This window comes from Streptomyces sp. 4F14 (assembly GCF_048159485.1).
Lineage (GTDB): Bacteria > Actinomycetota > Actinomycetes > Streptomycetales > Streptomycetaceae > Streptomyces.
The window spans coordinates 47,475-63,827 of the sequence record NZ_JBLRVY010000027.1 but is presented as its reverse complement, the minus strand read 5'-3'; the positions used below and the strand labels follow the sequence as shown (position 1 = coordinate 63,827).

The window sequence follows — 16,353 nt, the reverse complement described above, 5'->3', positions numbered from 1 at the left end:
ATGAAACGGTGACCCGCGCATCCCTGGACAAGCAGCCGCACGAAGTCGCCTCGATGTTCGACAACGTGGCGGAACGGTACGACCTGACCAACGACGTGCTGTCCCTCGGGCAGGACCGGCGCTGGCGCAAGGAGGTCGCGCGCGCCGTGGACGCCCGGCCGGCGCAGAAGATCCTCGACCTCGCGGCCGGTACGGCCACGTCCTCGCTGCCGTTCGCGCAGGCAGGGGCGTATGTCGTGCCGTGCGACTTCTCCCTGGGGATGCTTCAGGTCGGGAAGCGGCGGAACTCGTGGCTGCCGTTCACCGCGGGGGACGCGACGCGGCTGCCGTTCAAGGACGACACGTTCGACGCGGTGACGATCTCGTTCGGGCTGCGGAACGTGCAGGATTTCGATGCCGGGCTTCGTGAGATGTACCGGGTGACTCGGCCCGGGGGGCGGGTCGTGATCTGCGAGTTCTCGCATCCGACGTGGGCGCCGTTCCGGACGGTCTACACGGAGTACTTGATGCGGGCGCTGCCGCCGGTGGCCCGTGCGGTGTCGTCCAATCCGGATGCGTACGTCTATCTCGCCGAGTCCATTCGGGCCTGGCCCGATCAGCCTGCGCTGGCCACGCGGTTGCGGGAGGCGGGGTGGGCGAAGGTGGCTTGGCGGAACCTGACCGGGGGGGTTGTGACGTTGCACCGGGGATTCAAGGAGTGACGCTCCGGGGTGGGGTGTGCGGATCGCTGCGCGGCTGCGGACCGGTTGTGGCTGGTCGCGCCCACGCGGCGGTAGCCGCAAATCGACACAGCCCCGCGCCCCTAGGAGGGCCTGCGGCCCATCGGGCGTGGTACCGCCCTACCTCAGAGCCATCGGCATCTCCCTGCCCCCGTACCCCACCGCCGCGTACGGCTCTCCCGGTTCCTCCAGCTCCCGTTGGAAGCCGCCGCCCCCCGGGCGCGGTATCCGGGGTTCGTGGACGCCCGCTCCGCCCCCTCCCTCCCCCTCGCCGAAGTCGAACCACACCGAGACGACGGCCCCGCGGGGGACCTCGACGCCGGGTGGGGGGTACTGGCGTACTACGTAGTCCACGACCGTGCGGAGGAAGTCCGGGCGGTCGGGGGCGGCGAGCAGGACGCCGTGTGCCTGGGCTGTCTCGCGGGCGTCCATGGCCATCAGGCCGACCAGACGCGGTACGTGCACTTCGGGTGTTTTGGGTGGTATGAGCACAGATGTCACCCCCAGTGGTACTGGAAGGGTAACCGCCCAGGGGTGCCGTCCGGAAGCGCTGTGCGACAATTTCGCTGCGCTTGGCTACTGAGAGTTACGGCCTTCGAGGTCCAGGCGATAGCAGTGACCCTGGCGACGGGCGTCGGGCGTGGTGAAGACCTCGCCGAGCCGCATCCCGAGCCGCCGGGTCACGGCGATGGAGCGCGCGTTCTCGGCGTCGACCATCGCGACCACCCCGCGTACGCCCGCCGAGCGCACCCGCTCCAGCGTCATCTGCGCCGCCGCGGTGACGTACCCCCTGCCCCAGTACTCCCGGCCGAGCCGCCAGCCGATCTCGATCTCGCCCACCGGACCCCACTCCAGGGGCCACGGCTGAGCCCCGGTGAAGCCGATCACCCGGCCCTCCCGGTCGAGCATGGTCCACAGGCAGAAGCCGTGCTCGGCGTCGTGCCGCCGCTGGCGGGCCGTCAGCTCCTCGTACTCCGAAAGTTCTGCCGCCCTACCCCCGTGGTACCGCATGACTTCCGGGTGGTCGAAGGTCCGGTGCCAGGCGAGGGCGTCCTCGTCGGTGGGGACACGCAGCCGTACTACGGGAAGAGCCAGGTTCACGGGGGCAACCCTTCAGCCGGGTGATCAATTCTGCTGAATAGACTGCCCATGTCCAGTGCCGGTCGGCACGCAGATTCCGAACTTGGGGAGATCCCGCCGTGACCGTCGTGACTGATCCTCACTCCGAAAACACCGCGTCTCTCTCCGGGAACACCGCCGATGTGATCGTCGTCGGCGCGGGACCGGCCGGCTCGACGACCGCGTACTACCTCGCCAAGGCCGGACTCGACGTCCTCCTGCTGGAGAAGACCGAGTTCCCGCGCGAGAAGGTCTGCGGCGACGGCCTCACGCCGCGCGCCACGAAACAGCTCGTCGCCATGGGGATCGACATCTCCGAGGAGGCCGGCTGGCTGCGCAACAAGGGCCTCAGGATCATCGGCGGCGGCGTACGGCTCCAGCTCGACTGGCCCGAGCTCGCGTCGTACCCGGACTACGGACTCGTCCGCAAGCGCGACGACTTCGACGAGCAGCTCGCCCGGCAGGCGCAGAAGGCGGGGGCACGGCTGTACGAGCGGTGCAACGTGGGGGCGCCGATCATCGACGACCGCACCGGCCGCATCACCGGCGTACACGCGAAGTTGGGCGAGGAGAAGCGCGAAGTCACCTTCCACGCGCCCCTGGTGGTCGCCGCCGACGGCAACTCCACGCGGCTGTCGCTGGCGATGGGGCTGCACCGGCGCGAGGACCGGCCGATGGGCGTCGCCGTCCGGACGTACTTCGAGAGCCCCCGGCACGAGGACGACTACCTGGAATCCTGGCTGGAGCTGTGGGACCGGCGCGGGGCCGAGGACCGGCTGCTGCCCGGGTACGGGTGGATCTTCGGCATGGGCGACGGGACCTCCAACGTCGGGCTCGGCGTCCTCAACACCTCCGACTCCTTCAAGGAGTTGGACTGGCGCGAGGTGCTCAAGGCGTGGTGCGCGTCCATGCCCGAGGAGTGGGGGTACACGCCGGAGAACATGACCGGGCCCATCCGCGGGGCCGCGCTGCCGATGGCCTTCAACCGCCAACCCCACTACACCAAGGGCCTGTTGCTCGTCGGCGACGCGGGTGGACTGGTCAACCCCTTCAACGGCGAGGGCATCGCGTACGCCATGGAGTCCGGGCAGATCGCCGCGGACGTCATCGTCCAGGCGCACGCGCGCGCCACGCCGGCCCAGCGGGAGATCGCGCTGCGGCGCTACCCGCAGGTCCTCAAGGACACGTACGGGGGGTACTACACGCTGGGCCGCGCCTTCGTGAAGCTCATCGGGAACCCGAAGGTCATGAAGATCGCGGCCCAACGCGGGCTGACTCACCCGGTGTTGATGAAGTTCACGCTGAAGATGCTGGCGAACCTGACGGATCCCACCGGGGGTGACGCGATGGACCGGATCATCAACGGGCTGAGCAAGGTGGCGCCCAAGGCGTAGTACCTCGGGTGCGGCTGGGTGGGGGGCTGCTCGCGCCCACGCGGCGGTAGCCGCACATCGGACACAGCCCCGCGCCCCTTAAGGGCGTTGCCCCACCGCCTCTGCATTTGCCGCCCTCTGCGCCATCACCCTCTCCCTGCGGTCCGCCATCTGCCGCAGGGCCTCCTTCCGGTCCCGCTTCGACAGCCGGTCCAGATACACGTGCCCGTTCACATGGTCCGTCTCGTGCGCGAGGCACCGCGCGAAGTACCCGGTGCCCTCGATCGTGACGGGGGCGCCGTCCTTGTCGTAGCCGTGGACGACCGCGAGGTCGGGGCGCGGTACGTCCATCACCGCGCCCGGCACGGAGAGGCAGCCCTCGTCGTCGTCCAGGAGGCGGCGGCCGGCCGCGGGGAGGGGCGCGAGGACCGGGTTGACGATGTGGCCGACGTGGCGGACGCCCTCGTCGTCGGGGCAGTCGTACACGAACAGGCGCAGATCGACGCCGACCTGGTTCGCCGCGAGGCCCGCGCCGCTCGCGAGGTACATCGTCAGGAACATGTCGTCGATGAGCGCCGCGAGGTCGGGGCCGAACTCGGTGACATCACGGCACGGCTTGTGCAGGACCTCTTCGCCGACCTCGGTGATGCGCAGGACGCGCCCCTGCCGGGCCTCGGGGGCGTGCCGGGGGTACGAGTCGACGGGGCGACCCTGGACGAAAACGCTGGGCATGTCTGTCTCTCCCTCTGAGGGCTGACCGCTCGTCGATCAGCGCGAGGGGAGGAACGTGCCGGACCCGGCCGAAGTTCCGTACGCCGAAGTCCCGTACGAGGAAGTCCCGTACGAGGAAGGGCCGCTGCCCACCGGAAAGACACGCGGCGGCTGCGGCCCTGCACCTCGGGTATTACCCGGGTAGTACCCCAGGGTCAGAGCACCCGCACCGCACCGCTCGCCGGGTACCCGGACAGGTCCTGGATGACGACCCCCTTGGAGGGGTTCGCCGCGTCGAGGTACTTCCCGCCGCCGATGAAGACGCCGACGTGGTACGCCGACCCCTTGCCGCCCCAGTACAGGATGTCGCCGACCTGGAGGTTCGACAGGGAGACGTCCGTACCGAAGTTCGACTGGTCCTCGGAGACGCGCGGCAGATCGACGCCGACCTGCTTGAACGCGGCCTGTACGAGTCCGGAGCAGTCCCAGGCGTTGGGACCGGTGCCACCGAGGACGTACGCGTCGCCGACCTGCGCCTTGAGGAAGTCGATGACGGTCGCGACGCTGCCGGTGGCCGGCGTCGAGACGGAACCGGAGTCCGAGCTCAGGCTCGCGCGGGTCTCTGAGCGGGAGACGGCGGCCTCGGCGGCGGCCTTGCGGGCCTCCTCGTCGGCCTTCTTCTTGGCCTCGGCCTTCTTCGCCGCGTCCAGGTCCTTCGCGGCCTCCTTGGCGGCAGCGGCGGCCGCGGAGTCGCGCTCGGCCTGGAGCTGGTAGTTGGCCGCGGCCTGCTGCGTGAACTGCGCGGCCTGCTCGACCTGCGCGGACAGGTCGGCGGTCAGCGTGGGCAGTTCCAGCGTCTGCGTCACCGTCGCGTCGGCAGCGTTGGCCGAACCCGCCGCGGTGGCGACGGCCAGCGTGCCGAGGACACCACTGGCGACTCCGGCACGCACCGCGATCGAGGACGCGTTGCGGCGGGGCTTCCGGTGGCTACGTATGTGAGCGGTGGTGGACATGGGTACAACCGGTATCAGGAGCTCCTCCATACCTTCAAGGAACGTGTCCTGCGCCACACTTGTTCAATCGGTGCCCCAACTTCTGTGTACCGGTTCCTTTATTGACGCCGTAACGGACATTGTGGACCTGGGCGTTCAGGGCTGTGATCACTGGCTTTCGCTGTTACGTCCGAATTGCCCGCTGCCTACCATCCGTTGAGGTCGTTGGCCAAGCCTGGCTTCGGAGGGGCTCGTTCCGATGTGGCGCAGGTCACGGAACGGTTACCGGAACGGCTGCGTCCGGCACTCGTGAACGTGTGCACGCGTCCACACCCCTCCGCCGGTTCCCTCCGACGTGTGAACGGGGTCCTCTATCAACCCCCCTCGTCCAGGGCCAATTTGGATGCAAGGGAACTCTCTTGATATAGAGACTCCCCCTCCGGACCGTCACTGACGAGCGAAAATGTCACGTCGCGTGATCACTTCGCAGCCCCTGGTGCCAAGATCGGCGCCGATATGACTTCATGATCCTTCGTCAGGTGGTGGAGATCACAAAGCTTGTGCAATACCCCGTGTCGCAAGTCACAGAGCGACGGGCATAGGATGCGGGGCAGTTGGGCTTGTGACCTGCTTCACATGTTCGCGATCTTGGCGACAGCCCCAACGTTTTTCCTAGCAACCCGCCAACAGTCAGTGCCGACTGAGAGGAGCGAGGAGCGGTGAACGCCTATGCGCCCATCCTCGTACTGGGAGCCCTCGGGGCAGGCTTTGCGATCTTCTCCGTGGTCATGGCCACGCTCATCGGGCCGAAGCGCTACAACCGCGCGAAGCTCGAAGCCTACGAGTGCGGAATCGAGCCGACCCCCACGCCGGCCGGCGGCGGGCGTTTCCCCATCAAGTACTACCTGACGGCGATGCTCTTCATCGTCTTCGACATCGAGATCGTCTTCCTCTACCCCTGGGCCGTCACCTTCGACGCCCTGGGTGTCTTCGGGCTCGTGGAGATGCTGCTCTTCGTGCTCACCGTCTTCGTCGCCTACGCGTACGTCTGGCGGCGCGGCGGCCTGGAATGGGACTGAGGGGCCTTTAGCCATGGGACTCGAAGAAAAGCTGCCGAGCGGCTTCCTGCTGACCACCGTCGAACAGGCCGCGGGCTGGGTGCGCAAGGCGTCCGTCTTCCCCGCCACCTTCGGCCTGGCCTGCTGCGCCATCGAGATGATGACGACCGGAGCCGGGCGCTACGACCTCGCCCGCTTCGGCATGGAGGTCTTCCGGGGCTCGCCCCGCCAGGCCGACCTGATGATCGTCGCCGGCCGGGTCAGCCAGAAGATGGCGCCGGTCCTCAGGCAGGTCTACGACCAGATGCCGAACCCCAAGTGGGTCATCTCCATGGGCGTGTGCGCGTCCTCGGGCGGCATGTTCAACAACTACGCGATCGTCCAGGGCGTCGACCACATCGTCCCCGTGGACATCTACCTCCCCGGCTGCCCGCCGCGCCCCGAGATGCTGATGGACGCGATCCTCAAGCTCCACCAGAAGATCCAGCACACCAAGCTCGGTGTGAACGCGGAGGAAGCGGCCCGGGAGGCGGAGGAGGCGGCGCTCAAGGCGCTCCCGCTGATCGAGATGAAGGGGCTGCTGCGATGAGCGACGCCAACCCGGAGGGCGCCAACCCCGAGAAGGACCTCAGCGCCTCCAACCTCCCCGGCCAGCGCGGCGACCGGGGCGAGGAGATCCGCGTCCAGCGCGGCATGTTCGGCGCGAACAACGGCGGCGACACCTCCGGATACGGCGGCCTGGTCCGCTCGGTCCGCCTGCCGGGCGCGTCCTCGCGGCCGTACGGCGGCTGGTTCGACGAGGTCGCCGACGAACTCGAAGGAGCCCTGGAGGAACAGGGGCTGCTCCCGGACAACGCGATCGGCAGGACCGTCGTCGACCGGGGTGAACTCACCTTCCACGTCGAGCGCGAGCACCTCGTCCGCGTCGCCCGCACCCTGCGCGACGACCCGGCGCTGCGCTTCGAGCTGTGCACCGGCGTCAGCGGCGTGCACTACCCGCACGACAAGGGCCGCGAGCTGCACGCCGTCTACCACCTGCGCTCGATCACCCACAACCGGCTGATCCGCCTGGAGGTCAGCGCCCCGGACGCCGACCCGCGCATCCCGTCCCTGGTCCCCGTCTACCCGACGAACGACTGGCACGAGCGCGAGACGTACGACTTCTTCGGGATCGTCTTCGACGGTCACCCGGCCCTGACGCGGATCATGATGCCGGACGACTGGCAGGGCCACCCGCAGCGCAAGGACTACCCCCTCGGCGGCATCCCCGTCGAGTACAAGGGCGCCCAGATCCCGGCTCCGGACCAGCGGAGGTCGTACTCGTGAGCACGTCGCACGCAACTCCCCGCGAGACCACGGAAGGCTCCGTCTACACGGTCACCGGAGGCGACTGGGACGAGATCGTCCAGTCCGCGGCCCGCGCCGACGACGAGCGCATCGTCGTCAACATGGGCCCCCAGCACCCCTCCACGCACGGTGTGCTCCGCCTCATCCTGGAGATCGACGGCGAGACGGTCACCGAGGCCCGCTGCGGCATCGGCTACCTGCACACCGGCATCGAGAAGAACCTCGAATTCCGTACGTGGACGCAGGGCACGACCTTCGTCACGCGCATGGACTACCTGACGTCCTTCTTCAACGAGACCGCCTACTGTCTCGCCGTCGAGAAGCTCCTCGGCATCGAGGACCAGATCCCCGAGCGCGCCGAGATCATCCGGGTCCTGCTGATGGAGCTGAACCGGCTCTCCTCGCACCTGGTGTGCATCGCCACCGGCGGCATGGAGCTCGGCGCCACCACGATCATGATCTACGGATTCCGCGATCGTGAAATGATTCTCGACATCTACGAGCTCATCACGGGCCTGCGGATGAACCACGCGTACATCCGCCCCGGCGGACTCGCGCAGGACCTGCCGCCCGGCGCGGTGGACCAGATCCGCGAGTTCGTGAAGAAGATGAAGAAGAACCTCCCGGAGTACGACAAGCTCGCCACCGGGAACCCCATCTTCAAGGCCCGCATGCAGGACGTCGGCCACCTCGACCTGGCCGGCTGCATGGCCCTCGGCGCCACCGGCCCGATCCTGCGCTCCACCGGCCTCCCGCACGACCTGCGCAAGGCGCAGCCCTACTGCGGGTACGAGACCTACGAGTTCGACGTCCCGACCGCCGACACCTGCGACTCCTACGGGCGCTTCCTGATCCGCCTGGAGGAGATGCGCCAGTCGCTGCGCATCGTCGAGCAGTGCCTGGACCGGCTCCAGCCGGGCCCGGTCATGGTCGGCGACAAGAAGATCGCCTGGCCCGCCCAACTGGCCCTCGGGCCCGACGGACTGGGCAACTCCCTCGACCACATCAAGAAGATCATGGGCACCTCCATGGAGGCCCTGATCCACCACTTCAAGCTGGTCACCGAGGGCTTCCGGGTCCCGCCGGGACAGGCGTACGCGGCCGTCGAGTCCCCCAAGGGCGAACTCGGCGTGCACGCCGTGTCCGACGGCGGCACCCGCCCCTTCCGGGTCCACTTCCGCGACCCGTCCTTCACCAACCTGCAAGCCATGGCGGCGATGTGCGAGGGCGGCCAGGTCGCCGACGTGATCGTCGCCGTCGCGTCCATCGACCCCGTGATGGGAGGCGTCGACCGGTGACCACCAGCTCTTCCGGGATCAGCCTGGGCATGCCCGAACTGCCCGCGCCCGCCTACCCGGACGACGTACGGGCCCGCCTGGAGGCGGACGCGCGCGAGGTGATCGCCCGCTACCCCGACTCCCGCTCCGCGCTCCTGCCGCTGCTGCACCTCGTGCAGTCCGAGGAGGGCCATGTCACGCGCACCGGGATGCGGTTCTGCGCGGACGTCCTGGGCCTGACCACCGCCGAGGTCACCGCCGTCGCGACCTTCTACACCATGTACCGGCGCCGGCCGAGCGGCGACTACCAGGTCGGCGTCTGCACCAACACGCTGTGCGCGGTGATGGGCGGCGACGCCATCTTCGACTCGCTCCAGGAGTACCTGGGCGTCGGGAACGGAGAGACCACGGACGACGGGAAGGTCACGCTGGAGCACATCGAGTGCAACGCGGCCTGCGACTTCGCGCCTGTCGTGATGGTCAACTGGGAGTTCTTCGACAACCAGACCGTCGAGAGCGCCAAACGCCTCGTCGACGACCTGCGCGCCGACCGGACGGTGTCCCCCACGCGCGGGGCGCCGCTGTGCACCTTCAAGGACACCGCCCGCATCCTGGCGGGCTTCCCCGACGAGCGCGAGGGCGCCGTCGAGGCGAGCGGCGGCGCGGGACCCGCCTCGCTGGTGGGCCTCCGCCTGGCCAGGGGAGAGACCGCACCCGCGCGCGTGGTCCATCCGCGCGAGGAACCCGAGCACCGGCCCGCCGCCGAGGAGGGGGAGGGATGACGTTGGCACCCGAACTGAAAGGCAGCAGCCCCGAGAAGCTGCTGGCACCCGTGCTGTCGGCCTTCTGGGACGAGGAGCGAGCCTGGTCGCTCGACGTGTACCGGAGGCACGAGGGGTACGAGGGGTTGCGCAAGGCCCTCGCCATGTCGCCGGACGACCTGATCGCGTACGTCAAGGACTCCGGACTGAGGGGGCGCGGCGGGGCCGGGTTCCCGACGGGGATGAAATGGCAGTTCATTCCCCAGGGAGATGGAAAACCGCACTATCTAGTTGTCAACGCCGACGAATCGGAGCCGGGGACCTGCAAGGACATCCCGCTCCTCTTCGCGAACCCGCACAGCCTCATCGAGGGCATCGTCATCGCGTGTTACGCCATCCGGTCGTCGCATGCCTTCATCTACCTGCGGGGTGAAGTCGTCCCCGTCCTGCGGCGGTTGCACGAGGCCGTACGCGAGGCGTACGCGGCGGGCTATCTCGGCGAGAACATCCTCGGCAGCGGGCTCGATCTCCAGCTCACCGTCCACGCCGGCGCCGGCGCGTACATCTGCGGTGAGGAGACCGCGCTGCTCGACTCGCTCGAAGGCCGCCGGGGTCAACCGCGGCTGCGTCCTCCCTTCCCCGCCGTCGAGGGGCTGTATGCCTGCCCCACTGTCGTGAACAACGTCGAGTCGATCGCGTCGGTTCCCGCGATCCTGAATCGCGGCAAAGAATGGTTCCGGTCGATGGGCAGCGAGAAGTCCCCGGGCTTCACGCTGTACTCCCTCTCCGGCCATGTCGCGAGCCCCGGCCAGTACGAGGCGCCGCTCGGCATCACGCTGCGCCAGCTGCTGGAGATGAGCGGCGGGATGCGCCCCGGGCACCGGCTGAAGTTCTGGACGCCGGGCGGCTCCTCCACCCCGATGTTCACCGACGAGCACCTCGACGTGCCCCTCGACTACGAGGGCGTCGGCGCGGCCGGCTCGATGCTCGGCACGAAGGCCCTCCAGTGCTTCGACGAGACGACCTGCGTGGTGCGCGCGGTGACCCGGTGGACGGAGTTCTACGCCCACGAGTCCTGCGGCAAGTGCACGCCCTGCCGTGAAGGCACCTACTGGCTCGTGCAGTTGCTGCGCGACATCGAGGCCGGCAAGGGCGTCATGAGCGACCTCGACAAGCTGAACGACATCGCCGACAACATCAACGGCAAGTCGTTCTGCGCCCTCGGCGACGGCGCCGCCTCGCCGATCTTCTCCTCGCTGAAGTACTTCCGCGAGGAGTACGAGCAGCACATCACCGGCCGGGGCTGCCCCTTCGACCCGGCCAAGTCGACGGCCTGGGCGGACCGCCCGGAGGTGAAGGCATGACCGTGACCACCAATGCCCCCACAGGAGGCGGGGAGGCGGCGGTGCCGCGGGAAGATCTCGTGACGCTGACGATCGACGGCGCCGAGATCAGCGTGCCCAAGGGCACCCTGGTCATCCGCGCCGCAGAACAGCTCGGCATCGAGATCCCCCGGTTCTGCGACCACCCCCTCCTCGACCCGGCCGGCGCCTGCCGCCAGTGCATCGTCGAGGTCGAGGGCCAGCGCAAGCCGATGGCGTCCTGCACGATCTCCTGCACCGACGGGATGGTCGTCAAGACGCACCTGACCTCCCCGGTCGCCGAGAAGGCCCAGCACGGCGTGATGGAGCTGCTGCTCATCAACCACCCGCTGGACTGCCCGGTCTGCGACAAGGGCGGCGAGTGCCCGCTCCAGAACCAGGCCATGTCGCACGGCCAGGCGGAGTCCCGCTTCGAGGGCCGCAAGCGGACGTACGAGAAGCCGGTCCCGATCTCCGCGCAGGTCCTGCTGGACCGCGAGCGGTGCGTCCTGTGCGCGCGCTGCACGCGGTTCTCGAACCAGGTGGCGGGCGACCCGATGATCGAGTTGATCGAACGGGGCGCCCTCCAGCAGGTCGGTACGGGCGAAGGCGATCCGTTCGAGTCGTACTTCTCCGGGAACACGATCCAGATCTGTCCCGTCGGGGCGCTCACCTCGGCCGCGTACCGCTTCCGCTCGCGCCCCTTCGACCTGGTGTCGTCGCCCTCGGTGTGCGAGCACTGCGCGGGCGGGTGCGCGACGCGTACGGACCACCGGCGCGGGAAGGTCATGCGGCGGCTCGCCCAGAACGACCCCGAGGTCAACGAGGAGTGGATCTGCGACAAGGGGCGCTTCGGGTTCCGGTACGCGCAGCAGCGCGACCGCCTGGAGACGCCCCTCGTGCGCAACGCCGAAGGCGACCTGGTGCCCGCCTCCTGGCCGGAGGCCCTCCAGATCGCGGCGCAGGGACTGCTCGCCTCGCGCGGGCGCACGGGCGTGCTGACCGGCGGCCGGCTCACCGTCGAGGACGCGTACGCGTACAGCAAGTTCGCGCGCGTGGCGCTCGACACCCACGACATCGACTTCCGCGCGCGCGTGCACAGCGGCGAGGAGGCCGACTTCCTGGCCTCCCAGGTCGCCGGACGCGGCCGGGACCTCGACGGCACGGGCGTCGCGTACGCGGACCTGGAGAAGGCGCCCGCCGTCCTCCTGGTCGGCTTCGAGTCCGAGGAGGAGGCCCCCGGCGTCTTCCTGCGGCTGCGCAAGGCGTGGCGCAAGACCGGGCTGCGGGTGTTCTCGCTGGCCACGCACGCGACGCGCGGCCTGGAGAAGGCGGGCGGCACACTGCTGCCGGCCGCTCCCGGCACCGAGACGGAGTGGCTGGACGCCCTCGCGGCCGGGAACGGCCTGGAGACGCCCGGAGAGGCGGCCGCCGAGGCGCTGCGGGCCGAGGGCGCCGTCATCGTCGTAGGCGAGCGCCTGGCGGGCGTCGCGGGGGGTCTCACGGCCGCTGTGCGGGTCGCCTCGGCGACCGGGGCGCGGCTCGTGTGGATCCCGCGCCGGGCCGGCGAGCGCGGCGCCCTGGAGGCGGGTGCGCTGCCCGCGCTGCTGCCCGGCGGACGCCCGGCGACCGACCCACGCGCGCGTGAGGAGGTCGCCGCCGTCTGGGGGCTCGCCGAACTCCCGCACGGGTACGGCCGCGACACCGGCCAGATCGTCGAGGCCGCCGTCGCCGGGGAACTCCAGGCGCTGCTGGTGGCCGGCGTCGAGGTCGCCGACCTGCCCGACCCCGCGCGGGCGCGTACGGCGCTCGACGAGGTGGGCTTCCTGGTCTCGCTGGAGCTGCGGCCCAGCGAGGTCAGCACGCGCGCGGACGTCGTCCTGCCGGTCGCCGCGGTCGCCGAGAAGCCGGGCGCGTTCCTCAACTGGGAGGGCAGGGTGCGGTTCTTCGACGCCGCCCTCAAGCCCGAGCAGATGACGCGCCGGCTGCCCCCGAGCGACACGCGCGTGCTGCAGATGCTCGCCGACGCCATGGACGTCCACCTGGGCCTTCCGGACCTGCGCACCACGCGCGCGGAGATCGACCGGCTGGGCGCCTGGGACGGGCAGCGGGCCGCCGAGCCGAACGAGACCGGGGGAACGCTCCCGAGGCCCGCCGCCGGTGAGGCCGTCCTCGCCGGGCACCGGCTGCTCCTCGACCGGGGGCTCCTCCAGGAGGGCGACACGGCGCTCGCCGCGACCCGGCACGCCTCCTACGCGCGCGTGTCGGCCGCCACGGCCGCCGAGGCGGGCGTGAAGGAGGGTGACCTGCTGGCCGTCACCGGCGCCACCGGGACCGTCGAACTGCCGCTGGCCGTCACCGAGATGCCCGACCGGGTGGTGTGGCTCCCGCTCAACTCGGCGGGCGCGGGCGTCGCCTCGGACACCGGGGCCCGGCCCGGAACTCTCGTCCGCATCGGCCCGGCGACGCCCGCCGACGCCCCCAAGGAGGTGGAGGCATGAGCCCGTACCTCGCGGCGGAAGACCTCTCGATGTTCGGCCGTGACCCCTGGTGGCTGGTCGTCGTCAAGGCGGTGTTCTGCTTCGCGTTCCTGATGGTGACCGTGCTGTTCTCCATCGTCTGGGAGCGCAAGGTCGTCGCCTGGATGCAGCTGCGTGTCGGACCCAACCGGCACGGCCCCTGGGGCATGCTCCAGTCGCTCGCCGACGGCATCAAGCTGATGCTGAAGGAAGACGTCATCGTCAAGCGCGCGGACAAGGTCGTCTACGTCCTCGCGCCGATCGTCGCCGCCATCCCCGCGTTCATGGCGATCGCGGTGATCCCCTTCGGCCCGGCCGGCAACGAGGTCTCGATCTTCGGCCACCGCACGACGATGCAGCTCACCGACCTGCCGATCGCGATGCTGTACATCCTCGCGGTCGCCTCGGTCGGCATCTACGGCATCGTGCTCGCGGGCTGGAGCTCCGGGTCGACGTACCCGCTGCTCGGCGGTCTGCGCTCGGCCGCGCAGATGATCTCCTACGAGATCGCGATGGGCGCCGCGTTCGCCTCGGTGTTCCTGTACTCGGGGTCCATGTCGACGTCGACGATCGTCGAGCAGCAGACGGACCGCTGGTACATCCTGCTGCTGCCGGTCTCGTTCATCCTGTACATCGTCACGATGGTCGGCGAGACCAACCGCGCCCCCTTCGACATGCCGGAGTCCGAGGGCGACCTCGTCGGCGGCTTCAACACCGAGTACTCGTCGATCAAGTTCGCGATGTTCATGCTCGCCGAGTACGTCAACATGGTGACCGTCTCGGCCGTCGCCACCACCCTGTTCCTCGGCGGCTGGCGCGCGCCCTGGCCGATCAGCGGCTTCTGGGAGGGCGCGAACCACGGCTGGTGGCCGATGCTCTGGTTCGTCGTCAAGGTGCAGCTCCTGCTGTTCTTCTTCATCTGGCTGCGCGGCACCCTCCCGCGCGTGCGCTACGACCAGCTGATGAAGCTCGGCTGGAAGGTGCTGCTGCCGGTCTCGATGGTGTGGCTGATGCTCGTCGCCACCATGCGGACCCTGCGCAACGAGAACTACGGCTTCACCGACATCGCCCTGTACGTGGCCGGCGGGCTGATCGCCGTCCTGCTGCTCTCGTTCGTCGTGGACGTCTTCCGCGACAAGGCGAAGAAGGCCGAAGCGCCCGCGGAACCGGTCGGGTTCGACCCGATGGCGGGCGGATTCCCGGTGCCGCCGCTGCCCGGCCAGGAGCTTCCGCCGGTGCCCCGGCGCCGGTCCCGCCAGGACCGGGAGCTGATTGTCAGTGGTGGGGTCGATACTCAGAGTGACGGACCTCGTGACGGAAAGGAGGCGTCCGATGGCTGAGGAGCCCAAGGAGACCGCACCCGGTTTCCAGAACCCCGTCGCCGGCTTCGGCGTGACCTTCAAGGCCATGTTCAAGAAGCGGCTCACCGAGCAGTACCCGGAGCAGCAGAAGACCACCGCACCGCGGTTCCACGGACGGCATCAGCTCAACCGCCATCCGGACGGCCTGGAGAAGTGCGTCGGCTGCGAACTGTGCGCCTGGGCCTGCCCGGCCGACGCGATCTACGTCGAGGGCGCGGACAACACCGACGAGGAGCGCTACTCCCCGGGCGAGCGCTACGGCCGCGTCTACCAGATCAACTACGCCCGCTGCATCCTGTGCGGCCTGTGCATCGAGGCGTGCCCCACGCGCGCGCTGACGATGACCAACGAGTTCGAACTCGCCGACTCCAGCCGCGCGAACCTCATCTACACCAAGGAACAGCTCCTCGCGGGCCTCGACGACAACATGGTCGACACGCCCCACGCGATCTACCCCGGGACGGATGAACAGGACTACTACCGGGGGCTGGTCACCGAGGCCGCGCCCGGTACGGAGCGTCAGGTCGCCGTCTCCAAGGGAGAGAAGCCGGAAGAAGAGGGGGCAGACGCGTGAGCGCGCTAGCCGCCGCAGCCACTCTTTCCGCTGGGACGTCCACCGGCGAGGCGTTCCAGTTCTGGACGCTCGGTACGGTCGCGGTGATCGGCGCCCTGTGCACCGTCTTCATGAAGCGGGCCGTCCACAGCGCGCTGTGCCTCGCCGGAACCATGATCATCCTCGCGGTGTTCTACCTCGCCAACGGCGCCTACTTCCTCGGCATCGTGCAGATCGTCGTCTACACGGGCGCGATCATGATGCTGTTCCTGTTCGTCGTGATGCTGGTCGGCGTCACCGCCGCCGACTCCCTGAAGGAGACCATCAAGGGGCAGCGCTGGCTCGCCCTGCTCAGCGGCGCCGGCTTCGGCATCCTGCTCGTCGGCGGCATCGGGAACGCCTCCCTGAGCGAGTTCAACGGCCTCGCGCAGGCGAACGCGAACGGCAACGTGGAGGGTCTCGCGACCCTCATCTTCACGAAGTACGTCTTCGCCTTCGAGATCACCGGCGCCCTGCTCATCACGGCCGCCGTCGGCGCGATGGTCCTCACCCACCGCGAGCGCACCGAGCGCGCCAAGACCCAGCGCGAGCTGGCCGAGCAGCGCGTGCGCGAGGGCAAGCACCTCCCGCCGCTCCCGGCCCCCGGCGTGTACGCGCGGCACAACGCCGTCGACATCGCGGGCCTGCTGCCCGACGGGACGCCGTCCGAACTGACCGTCAGCAAGACCCTGCGCGACCGCGGCCAGATCCGGGACGTGTCCACGGAGGCGATCGCCGACCTCAAGGCCCTCCAACAGCGCTCCGAGGAGCGCCTGGAGCGCGACGAGATCGAGCCGCCGCGCTTCAGGCGCGAGACGCGCGAGGCGCGCGAGGCAGAGGAGGCGTCGCAGTGAACCCGGTCAACTACCTGTACCTCGCCGCCCTGTTGTTCACGATCGGCGCGACCGGAGTGCTCATCCGGCGCAACGCCATCGTCGTGTTCATGTGCATCGAGCTGATGCTGAACGCCTGCAACCTCGCGTTCGTCGCCTTCTCCCGGATGCACGGCAACCTCGACGGCCAGATCATCGCCTTCTTCACGATGGTCGTCGCCGCGGCGGAGGTCGTGGTCGGACTCGCGATCATCGTGTCGCTGTTCCGCTCCCGCCACTCGGCCTCGGTCGACGACGCCAGCCTGATGAAGCTGTAAGGGGTCGGAAGAA

17 protein-coding genes are annotated in these 16,353 nt (G+C 69.4%); 13 read left to right on the top strand and 4 right to left on the bottom strand.

What is annotated here, in order from left to right:
• The first annotated feature begins 8 nt into the window (after positions 1 to 8).
• A complete protein-coding gene (locus ACLZOT_RS36500) occupies positions 9 to 701 on the top strand; it encodes a demethylmenaquinone methyltransferase (protein ID WP_416973448.1) in 693 nt (230 codons plus the stop codon).
• Positions 702 to 839: 138 nt separating this feature from the next.
• On the opposite strand, the gene ACLZOT_RS36495 is transcribed toward ACLZOT_RS36500, so the two are convergent.
• Together ACLZOT_RS36495 and ACLZOT_RS36490 are read right to left on the bottom strand one after the other, a co-directional pair.
• A complete protein-coding gene (locus tag ACLZOT_RS36495; protein ID WP_416973447.1) occupies positions 840 to 1,184 on the bottom strand; it encodes a PASTA domain-containing protein in 345 nt (114 codons plus the stop codon).
• A gap of 111 nt (positions 1,185 to 1,295) precedes the next feature.
• Positions 1,296 to 1,820, bottom strand: a complete 525-nt coding sequence (locus tag ACLZOT_RS36490) for a GNAT family N-acetyltransferase (RefSeq protein ID WP_416973446.1) — start codon at positions 1,818 to 1,820, stop codon at positions 1,296 to 1,298.
• 98 nt (positions 1,821 to 1,918) lie between these two features.
• Between ACLZOT_RS36490 and ACLZOT_RS36485 the strand changes: the two genes are divergently transcribed.
• On the top strand, positions 1,919 to 3,232 hold the full coding sequence (locus ACLZOT_RS36485; protein WP_416973445.1) for a geranylgeranyl reductase family protein: 1,314 nt from the start codon (positions 1,919 to 1,921) through the stop codon (positions 3,230 to 3,232).
• A 78-nt stretch (positions 3,233 to 3,310) separates the two neighbouring features.
• Here ACLZOT_RS36485 and def read toward each other — a convergent pair whose 3' ends face one another.
• The gene (gene def / locus ACLZOT_RS36480) at positions 3,311 to 3,943 is read right to left on the bottom strand and encodes a peptide deformylase (protein ID WP_416973444.1); all 633 of its coding nucleotides are present in this window, start codon (positions 3,941 to 3,943) and stop codon (positions 3,311 to 3,313) included.
• A 194-nt stretch (positions 3,944 to 4,137) separates the two neighbouring features.
• The gene (locus tag ACLZOT_RS36475) at positions 4,138 to 4,965 is read right to left on the bottom strand and encodes a C40 family peptidase (protein ID WP_416973443.1); all 828 of its coding nucleotides are present in this window, start codon (positions 4,963 to 4,965) and stop codon (positions 4,138 to 4,140) included.
• A 668-nt stretch (positions 4,966 to 5,633) separates the two neighbouring features.
• Between ACLZOT_RS36475 and ACLZOT_RS36470 the strand changes: the two genes are divergently transcribed.
• Genes ACLZOT_RS36470 through nuoK form a run of 11 tightly spaced genes read left to right on the top strand, consistent with a single transcriptional unit; the run spans position 5,634 to position 16,340 of the window.
• The gene (locus ACLZOT_RS36470) at positions 5,634 to 5,993 is read left to right on the top strand and encodes an NADH-quinone oxidoreductase subunit A (RefSeq protein ID WP_007383963.1); all 360 of its coding nucleotides are present in this window, start codon (positions 5,634 to 5,636) and stop codon (positions 5,991 to 5,993) included.
• A 13-nt stretch (positions 5,994 to 6,006) separates the two neighbouring features.
• Positions 6,007 to 6,561 (top strand): NuoB/complex I 20 kDa subunit family protein, encoded by a 555-nt coding sequence (locus ACLZOT_RS36465; protein WP_010353976.1) that lies wholly within the window; start codon positions 6,007 to 6,009, stop codon positions 6,559 to 6,561.
• On the top strand, positions 6,558 to 7,298 hold the full coding sequence (locus ACLZOT_RS36460; RefSeq protein WP_416973442.1) for an NADH-quinone oxidoreductase subunit C: 741 nt from the start codon (positions 6,558 to 6,560) through the stop codon (positions 7,296 to 7,298). Before ACLZOT_RS36465 ends, ACLZOT_RS36460 begins: the two co-directional genes overlap by 4 nt.
• Positions 7,295 to 8,617 (top strand): NADH-quinone oxidoreductase subunit D, encoded by a 1,323-nt coding sequence (locus ACLZOT_RS36455; protein WP_416973441.1) that lies wholly within the window; start codon positions 7,295 to 7,297, stop codon positions 8,615 to 8,617. The genes ACLZOT_RS36460 and ACLZOT_RS36455 overlap by 4 nt, the downstream gene beginning before the upstream one ends.
• A complete protein-coding gene (nuoE, locus tag ACLZOT_RS36450) occupies positions 8,614 to 9,378 on the top strand; it encodes an NADH-quinone oxidoreductase subunit NuoE (RefSeq protein WP_416973440.1) in 765 nt (254 codons plus the stop codon). The genes ACLZOT_RS36455 and nuoE overlap by 4 nt, the downstream gene beginning before the upstream one ends.
• On the top strand, positions 9,375 to 10,721 hold the full coding sequence (gene nuoF / locus ACLZOT_RS36445; protein WP_416973439.1) for an NADH-quinone oxidoreductase subunit NuoF: 1,347 nt from the start codon (positions 9,375 to 9,377) through the stop codon (positions 10,719 to 10,721). The genes nuoE and nuoF overlap by 4 nt, the downstream gene beginning before the upstream one ends.
• Positions 10,718 to 13,219 (top strand): NADH-quinone oxidoreductase subunit G, encoded by a 2,502-nt coding sequence (locus tag ACLZOT_RS36440; RefSeq protein WP_416973438.1) that lies wholly within the window; start codon positions 10,718 to 10,720, stop codon positions 13,217 to 13,219. The genes nuoF and ACLZOT_RS36440 overlap by 4 nt, the downstream gene beginning before the upstream one ends.
• Positions 13,216 to 14,577: an NADH-quinone oxidoreductase subunit NuoH gene (gene nuoH / locus ACLZOT_RS36435; RefSeq protein ID WP_416973437.1), complete on the top strand. Its 1,362-nt coding sequence runs from the start codon at positions 13,216 to 13,218 to the stop codon at positions 14,575 to 14,577. The genes ACLZOT_RS36440 and nuoH overlap by 4 nt, the downstream gene beginning before the upstream one ends.
• On the top strand, positions 14,570 to 15,172 hold the full coding sequence (gene nuoI / locus ACLZOT_RS36430; RefSeq protein ID WP_055718802.1) for an NADH-quinone oxidoreductase subunit NuoI: 603 nt from the start codon (positions 14,570 to 14,572) through the stop codon (positions 15,170 to 15,172). Before nuoH ends, nuoI begins: the two co-directional genes overlap by 8 nt.
• Complete coding sequence (locus tag ACLZOT_RS36425; RefSeq protein WP_416973436.1) at positions 15,169 to 16,044, top strand: NADH-quinone oxidoreductase subunit J; 876 nt, start codon at positions 15,169 to 15,171, stop codon at positions 16,042 to 16,044. Before nuoI ends, ACLZOT_RS36425 begins: the two co-directional genes overlap by 4 nt.
• Positions 16,041 to 16,340 (top strand): NADH-quinone oxidoreductase subunit NuoK, encoded by a 300-nt coding sequence (gene nuoK / locus ACLZOT_RS36420; protein ID WP_003974374.1) that lies wholly within the window; start codon positions 16,041 to 16,043, stop codon positions 16,338 to 16,340. The genes ACLZOT_RS36425 and nuoK overlap by 4 nt, the downstream gene beginning before the upstream one ends.
• The last annotated feature ends 13 nt before the right edge of the window (positions 16,341 to 16,353 follow it).